This window comes from Bhargavaea cecembensis (assembly GCF_000826125.2).
Taxonomy (GTDB): Bacteria; Bacillota; Bacilli; order Bacillales_A; family Planococcaceae; genus Bhargavaea; species Bhargavaea cecembensis_B.
In genome coordinates, this window is record NZ_LN651372.1 from 344,930 (window position 1) to 351,466 (window position 6,537).

Genomic DNA, 6,537 nt, shown 5'->3' on the forward strand with positions numbered 1-6,537 from the left:
AAACGCGAGCGCGGCGAGCGACAGCAGGGTCCGCAGCTTCCGCTCGCTCCCGGCGGACAGCACGGCGCCGAGGACCGCCGCAACGGCGACCGCCGGCCAGAGCGACGTCCAGTTCCGGTCGATGTTCCCCGCGTAGTAAACGACGAACACGACCACCGCCGCCGCAATCGCCGACCCGATGAGGAGCGGCGCAGTCCTGACCGGCTCGACAGTCAGCTTTCCTTCTTCCTTCACTTTCCGGCTCATCCGGAACGGCACCGCGAGCAACGCCAGCACGAGCCCCGCGATGATGGAGAATAAAATCAGGTTAATCATGAGGTGACCCTCTTTCCGTTTTGGATTTCCTTTTCTCTTTTACGGGCGGGGGGCCCCGGACGTTTCAGAATCCGGAAGATTTTTTCCGGAGTGCGGGCGTCCGCCGATCCGCCGGGCCGATGATCTGTGGTGGTAGACTCTCCTTCAACCGGGTATAGAGAAAACAATGCGTCCCCATACTCGGAGACAGTGGCGGTTCGGGGAGAGAAGGAGTGTGAGCGAGTTGGAACAAGCTGATCGTTTTGAAATCCGGTCCGTCGTCCACCGCGAGGGATCGATTGAGTTTGACTGGGATGATCCGGGTGAATCGTACCGGGTGTACAAGGAGGGCCGGCTCGTCCAGGAGGGGCCGGTCTGTGATTATTCGGATGAAGATGTGATGCACGGAAAGATGTACCATTACGCCGTCGAGTGCCTGGACGGCCGCGGCCGGGTCACCGACGTGATCCGCATGCAGACGTCCGCATTGAAAATGAAGAAAGACACGGCCAATCCCGTGCGCCAGCTTGTCGTGACCACAATCGTTGCGAAGTCACAGGTCGCCCTTTCTTGGGAGAAGATCCGGGACGTGGAGAGCTACGAAGTGTACCGCGACGGCGTGTTTCTCGGCGAGAGCGAGGGCACTCATTTCATTGACAGGGAAGTGCCGGACGCCCCGTCCGTCTATTCCGTCCGAGCGACGCGCCCCGCACAGGATTCGGAAGAGCCGATGAGTTCGCCGAAATCGGTACTCGGCCGGATCGTCGGCCTGTTCAATCCTGAGTCCACCACCCGCGAGGACGTCACCGAGGAGTTCTGGCTGACGAAGATGATCGGCCGGCCGAGCGAGATGCTGCTGCCGGTCGAGGAGTGGCGGGAGCCCGAGCCGGTCGCGAAATGGCGGTTCCGCTACACGACTTTCCTTGCCGAAGAGCAGGTCGGCAACCCGAATATCACGTCGCCGAACCGGACGTTTGACGGGGACGGGCGTCATTTCGATCCGGAAGGCGGGAGTTTCCGGACGCGCGGCGATGTGACGCTTTCCTATACGGACCCCGGCTGCCCGCTTATTTTCAAGAAAGAGGCCGGTAAGACCGTCGCCTATGGGATCACCGGCCGCAAGCGCGAGGAAGGGACGGCCTCGATCGACGACTTCACGATCGAGCCGCTCGAGCATGACGGGCGCGAATTCGGCTTCGAGCTGGAGCATTCGGTCGGCAACCCGATCACCCCCGCCCCGACGATCGACTATGAAGTCCATGCGGTGCTCCGGCGCCACGGCACGTTCGAAGTGACGGGTTATCACGACCAGGCCCCTCATCATGAAGTGTATCTCGACAAGGGCGACGGCTGGTTCCCGATCCACCGGGCGGAATCAAAAGGCCTTGCCCACATGTCCGAGGTGGTCGCCTACCAGCACTGGAACACATCGAATTTTGAATGAACGCGCGGAAAGCCCGCTTGACGGGCCCGAAATGAAATGGCACAGTGCAAGGTGAAGACGGGAAGGTGAAGACATGTACGAAACGAAAGACTCGTATTTCATCATCTATGACACGCCGACACTGGTCATCATCGGATTGGTGATTATTCTGCTCCTCGCCCTGTTCTTTTTCCTGAGAAGGAAAAGGAAGAACCGGTGACGAGCCAAATCAAAAGGCTGCACGGGACGCCGGAGGGACTCCGGATCCCGTACAGCCTTTATTTGATGAGATCGTTCAAGCCAGAAACCGCTTGCGGATATCCGGCGGCGGCAGCATGCATGCATCGACCTGCTTCTTGCCGAACCACTTGAACCGGTTTTCTGCGACGTAATCGTACGCGCGGTCGCGGATCGGCTTCGGCACGAGGATGAACAGATACAACAGGTGCCAGAGCCCGTCCAGCTTCTTCGCGATATTAAGGGCGGCGGCCGATTTCGTGTAGGCCCGGTCGCCTTCGATCAGCACCATCGAGTCGACATCGTCCGGGATATTGTGCTTCTTCCTCAACTCCCGGCCGACATCGCTCTGCAGAGAGGCGTATTTGAAATGTCCGACGGGATCGCGCTTGATGATGAACTGGACGCTTTTGTCACAGAAGTTGCACTCCCCGTCGAACAGCACGATCCGTTCCTTTTTCATGCGGGTTTCCTCCTTCCGGGCGGGTTTCGCTGTTGTTTCTATTCTTATTCCCGTCCCGGCGGCATGCAAACCGGCGGAAGCCGTGACAGGCGTCCACCTGTCCCGGCCGCCGGCCGCATCTAATAGAGGAACGGAGAAAGGAGGTGTGTTCTCATGCATCGCCATCATCACATGGATCACATGCACCATATGCACCACATGAATCACCACGGTTCCTGCGGCCGCGCGCGGCCGGTCATCTGCCCGACGACCTACCGGTTCCACGACTCCTTCACCGAGCGCGAAGTTCCGTTCGTCCACCCGGTTGTGAACGTCAACCGCCAGAACGTCGTCAACGTGCCCCGTCACTATTTCACTGAAACATCCGCTTCGGTACCGGGCCGCGACATCTATGATCCCGGCTTTGGCGGCCACGGAGGCCATTGCGGCTTCCACGGCGACCGTTGCTGACGGAATATGATAAACTAGCCGTAACAACCGAGCCAAAGGATGACCCTAGTGAAACGTGCACTTAAATTCGCCATACCGATCATGCTGATTGTCGCCGGCGTCGCCTGGTGGTACCTCAACAAGGAATTCCAGGAAGTTCCGGAACTCCACCGCCTGTATATGGCGATCGGCGCCGCCCTTCTCAGCGGCGTCCTCTCCTGGTTCCTCTTTCCGGAAGAACCGGAGGAGTAGACGCCGCACCCCCGCCTCGGCGGGGTTTTTTTATTTTTCGCCGGGACGCATCGGCCTTTTAGGCTCCGGCAGGCGGACGGACTAGAGCTCTTCTCCGGCAAGGACCCGGCGGACGAACGGCAGCTTCGCATCCGCGTAGGCCGCTTCATCGCCGGGGTAGCGGGCGGCCAGGGACTGCTTGAGTTCCTCGTATTCCCCGGCGAGTGCCGGGTCCCCGCGCAGCCGGTCGCGGAACCGGATATGCTCCCGCCACCAGCGGCCCCCCTGCTCAACCACATGGACAACATGAGTCTTCACGGGCGGATCCAGACAGGAAAACTTTGCCAGTACCCGCTTGCCGTCGATCGGCTTGTTGCCGAGCTTGTAATAACCGTGCACGGCGAGCGCCTTGTAATCAAACCCGTCAACGGCTTCCAGATCCTCCACCCCGACAAGCAGGTCGACGAGCGGCTTGGCCCGGATGCCCGGTACCGCCGTGCTTCCGATATGCTCGATCCCGCGAACGTCCGGCCCGAGCAGCCGGCCGAGCAATTCCGCCTCCTGCCGGTATGAATCTGCCCACCATCCGTCATCCGGCACGAGAAATACTTTCCCCTTCGGCAATCCTTCCATACTGAATCCCCTCCTGCTCTTCACTCTAGAGGAAGGGGACAAATAAAAATAGACTGAACTTTCTTTCTGTTCTATGGTATAATAAAATCAGAAAAGCGGGGGCCGGTGCCTCCGCTTTTTTCGTTTACAGATATTCAACGTTTCTGCTTGGAAATACAATGTTTTGTCTCAGATAAGCAACGTTTCGCCTCAGATACACAACGCTTTGCCAAAGATGCGCAACGTTTCCCCTTAGATACACAACGCTTTGCCAAAGATACGCAACGTTTCGCCTCAGATACACAACGCTCCACGCCCGTGTCTTGCGTCACGAATCTTCGGGCGCGTCATCCCGATTGATGCGACCGCATGTTCAGCGTTGTTCCCGTCTCCAGCCGCAGGGCGATCACAAGGCCGATCAGGGCGCCGCTTACGCTTGAGACGAGGAACGCCGGCAGGAAGAAGAGCGCGCCGGCCGAGGCGCCCATCAAGAGGTTCGCATACGGGGCCGCGACGAGCGAGGCGATCACGCCCGTTCCGGTCATTTCCCCGGCGGCGGCCGTCCAGGCGCGGCCGGTTTTCCGGTACAGCAGCCCGGCCAGCAGGGCACCGATCATGCCGCCGGGAAAGGCGAGCAGCGAGCCGGTGCCGGTGAGGATCCGGACGAGCGCCGTGAGGAAGGCGATGCCGACGGCGGGCCCCGGCCCGAGCAGGACGGCGGCGATCACATTCACCGCGTGCTGGACCGGATAGGCCCGCGCCACGCCCGCCGGGAATGAAACGAAGACGGATCCGGCGACGGCGATGGCGGTGAACATCGCCATGAGCATGAGGGTTCTCGTTTTCCCGTTCACCGGATCGCCCCGCTTTCAATGAGTGTGGCATCCACCGTCCGCCGGAGATCATGCGCCGCCCGCTCCGGATCGGGGGCATGCGAGATGGCGGTGATGAGCGACACGCCGTCGGCTCCCGAACGGATGACCGGCGCCGCATTGGCCGCCCCGATGCCGCCGATCCCGACGATCGGGAGTTCCGGGTGTTCCCGGCGCGCGGCGCGGATCGGCTCCGTTCCGGCAACCGGACGGGCATCCGGTTTGGAAGAAGTCGCATAGACGGGGCCCATGCCGATGTAGTCGGCCCCGGCCTGCACGGCTGCACGGGCCTCCTCCGGGTCATGGGCGGACACGCCGAGTGTCATATCGCCGCCGATCCGCTCCCGAACCTCCCTGATATCCCCGTCTTCCTGGCCGATATGCAGGCCGTCCGCTCCGAGCGATACCGCAAGCCCGGCGTCATCGTTGACGATGAACGGGACGCCGTGAGAGCGGCAGAGGTCCCGGCATGCGGCGCCGAATGCATGCAGTTCCTCCCCTACAAGCCTTCCCTTCCCTTTTTCACGCAGCTGGAAGCACGTCACCCCGCCGCGGAGAGCCGCCTCAAGCACTTGGAGCGGATCACGGCCGGCCGCATTCCGGCTTCCCATGATGAAGTACAGAGCGAGACTTTCACGATTCAACGGTAACCGCCCCTTTCATCGTCATGCCGCCCTGGCGGTGGAATGCCCAGTGGTTCGTCGGCCCGTGGCCCGCCCCGAGGCCGAGACCGTCGGAGATCGCCGCCTGGATGAATTTTTTCGCACCNCGCTTGAGACGAGGAACGCCGGCAGGAAGAAGAGCGCGCCGGCCGAGGCGCCCATCAAGAGGTTCGCATACGGGGCCGCGACGAGCGAGGCGATCACGCCCGTTCCGGTCATTTCCCCGGCGGCGGCCGTCCAGGCGCGGCCGGTTTTCCGGTACAGCAGCCCGGCCAGCAGGGCACCGATCATGCCGCCGGGAAAGGCGAGCAGCGAGCCGGTGCCGGTGAGGATCCGGACGAGCGCCGTGAGGAAGGCGATGCCGACGGCGGGCCCCGGCCCGAGCAGGACGGCGGCGATCACATTCACCGCGTGCTGGACCGGATAGGCCCGCGCCACGCCCGCCGGGAATGAAACGAAGACGGATCCGGCGACGGCGATGGCGGTGAACATCGCCATGAGCATGAGGGTTCTCGTTTTCCCGTTCACCGGATCGCCCCGCTTTCAATGAGTGTGGCATCCACCGTCCGCCGGAGATCATGCGCCGCCCGCTCCGGATCGGGGGCATGCGAGATGGCGGTGATGAGCGACACGCCGTCGGCTCCCGAACGGATGACCGGCGCCGCATTGGCCGCCCCGATGCCGCCGATCCCGACGATCGGGAGTTCCGGGTGTTCCCGGCGCGCGGCGCGGATCGGCTCCGTTCCGGCAACCGGACGGGCATCCGGTTTGGAAGAAGTCGCATAGACGGGGCCCATGCCGATGTAGTCGGCCCCGGCCTGCACGGCTGCACGGGCCTCCTCCGGGTCATGGGCGGACACGCCGAGTGTCATATCGCCGCCGATCCGCTCCCGAACCTCCCTGATATCCCCGTCTTCCTGGCCGATATGCAGGCCGTCCGCTCCGAGCGATACCGCAAGCCCGGCGTCATCGTTGACGATGAACGGGACGCCGTGAGAGCGGCAGAGGTCCCGGCATGCGGCGCCGAATGCATGCAGTTCCTCCCCTACAAGCCTTCCCTTCCCTTTTTCACGCAGCTGGAAGCACGTCACCCCGCCGCGGAGAGCCGCCTCAAGCACTTGGAGCGGATCACGGCCGGCCGCATTCCGGCTTCCCATGATGAAGTACAGAGCGAGACTTTCACGATTCAACGGTAACCGCCCCTTTCATCGTCATGCCGCCCTGGCGGTGGAATGCCCAGTGGTTCGTCGGCCCGTGGCCCGCCCCGAGGCCGAGACCGTCGGAGATCGCCGCCTGGATGAATTTTTTCGCACC

The 6,537-nt window shown here is 62.4% G+C and carries 10 protein-coding genes and 2 pseudogenes; 4 read left to right on the top strand and 8 right to left on the bottom strand.

What is annotated here, in order from left to right; genetic code table 11:
• Positions 1-315, bottom strand: a pseudogene (locus BN1189_RS15975) (hypothetical protein); the annotation flags it as partial.
• A gap of 223 nt (positions 316-538) precedes the next feature.
• Between BN1189_RS15975 and BN1189_RS04550 the strand changes: the two are divergent.
• Complete coding sequence (locus tag BN1189_RS04550; RefSeq protein ID WP_040225975.1) at positions 539-1,738, top strand: DUF3238 domain-containing protein; 1,200 nt, start codon at positions 539-541, stop codon at positions 1,736-1,738.
• 73 nt (positions 1,739-1,811) lie between these two features.
• The gene (locus BN1189_RS04555; protein WP_082194141.1) at positions 1,812-1,937 is read left to right on the top strand and encodes an LPXTG cell wall anchor domain-containing protein; all 126 of its coding nucleotides are present in this window, start codon (positions 1,812-1,814) and stop codon (positions 1,935-1,937) included.
• A gap of 75 nt (positions 1,938-2,012) precedes the next feature.
• Here the strand turns inward: BN1189_RS04555 and BN1189_RS04560 are convergent, their stop codons facing one another.
• The gene (locus tag BN1189_RS04560; protein ID WP_040225977.1) at positions 2,013-2,417 is read right to left on the bottom strand and encodes a thiol-disulfide oxidoreductase DCC family protein; all 405 of its coding nucleotides are present in this window, start codon (positions 2,415-2,417) and stop codon (positions 2,013-2,015) included.
• Between the two features lie 153 nt (positions 2,418-2,570).
• Between BN1189_RS04560 and BN1189_RS04565 the strand changes: the two genes are divergently transcribed.
• Positions 2,571-2,867, top strand: coding sequence for a spore coat protein D (locus BN1189_RS04565; protein WP_143242243.1), 297 nt, complete (start codon positions 2,571-2,573; stop codon positions 2,865-2,867).
• A 48-nt stretch (positions 2,868-2,915) separates the two neighbouring features.
• A complete protein-coding gene (locus BN1189_RS04570) occupies positions 2,916-3,098 on the top strand; it encodes a histidine kinase (protein ID WP_257125371.1) in 183 nt (60 codons plus the stop codon).
• Between the two features lie 81 nt (positions 3,099-3,179).
• Here the strand turns inward: BN1189_RS04570 and BN1189_RS04575 are convergent, their stop codons facing one another.
• The 6 genes and pseudogenes from BN1189_RS04575 to BN1189_RS16355 all read right to left on the bottom strand — a co-directional run.
• On the bottom strand, positions 3,180-3,710 hold the full coding sequence (locus tag BN1189_RS04575) for a GrpB family protein (RefSeq protein WP_052455633.1): 531 nt from the start codon (positions 3,708-3,710) through the stop codon (positions 3,180-3,182).
• Between the two features lie 326 nt (positions 3,711-4,036).
• Complete coding sequence (gene thiW / locus BN1189_RS04580; protein WP_257125372.1) at positions 4,037-4,543, bottom strand: energy coupling factor transporter S component ThiW; 507 nt, start codon at positions 4,541-4,543, stop codon at positions 4,037-4,039.
• The gene (gene thiE, locus BN1189_RS04585) at positions 4,540-5,172 is read right to left on the bottom strand and encodes a thiamine phosphate synthase (protein ID WP_052455634.1); all 633 of its coding nucleotides are present in this window, start codon (positions 5,170-5,172) and stop codon (positions 4,540-4,542) included. Before thiE (BN1189_RS04585) ends, thiW (BN1189_RS04580) begins: the two co-directional genes overlap by 4 nt.
• Before the next feature lie 54 nt (positions 5,173-5,226).
• Entirely contained in the window at positions 5,227-5,715 is a 489-nt protein-coding gene (gene thiW, locus BN1189_RS04595) for an energy coupling factor transporter S component ThiW (protein WP_373604611.1), read from the bottom strand.
• 32 nt (positions 5,716-5,747) lie between these two features.
• Positions 5,748-6,380: a thiamine phosphate synthase gene (thiE, locus tag BN1189_RS04600; protein WP_052455634.1), complete on the bottom strand. Its 633-nt coding sequence runs from the start codon at positions 6,378-6,380 to the stop codon at positions 5,748-5,750.
• Between the two features lie 22 nt (positions 6,381-6,402).
• Positions 6,403-6,537, bottom strand: a pseudogene (locus BN1189_RS16355) (bifunctional hydroxymethylpyrimidine kinase/phosphomethylpyrimidine kinase); the annotation flags it as partial.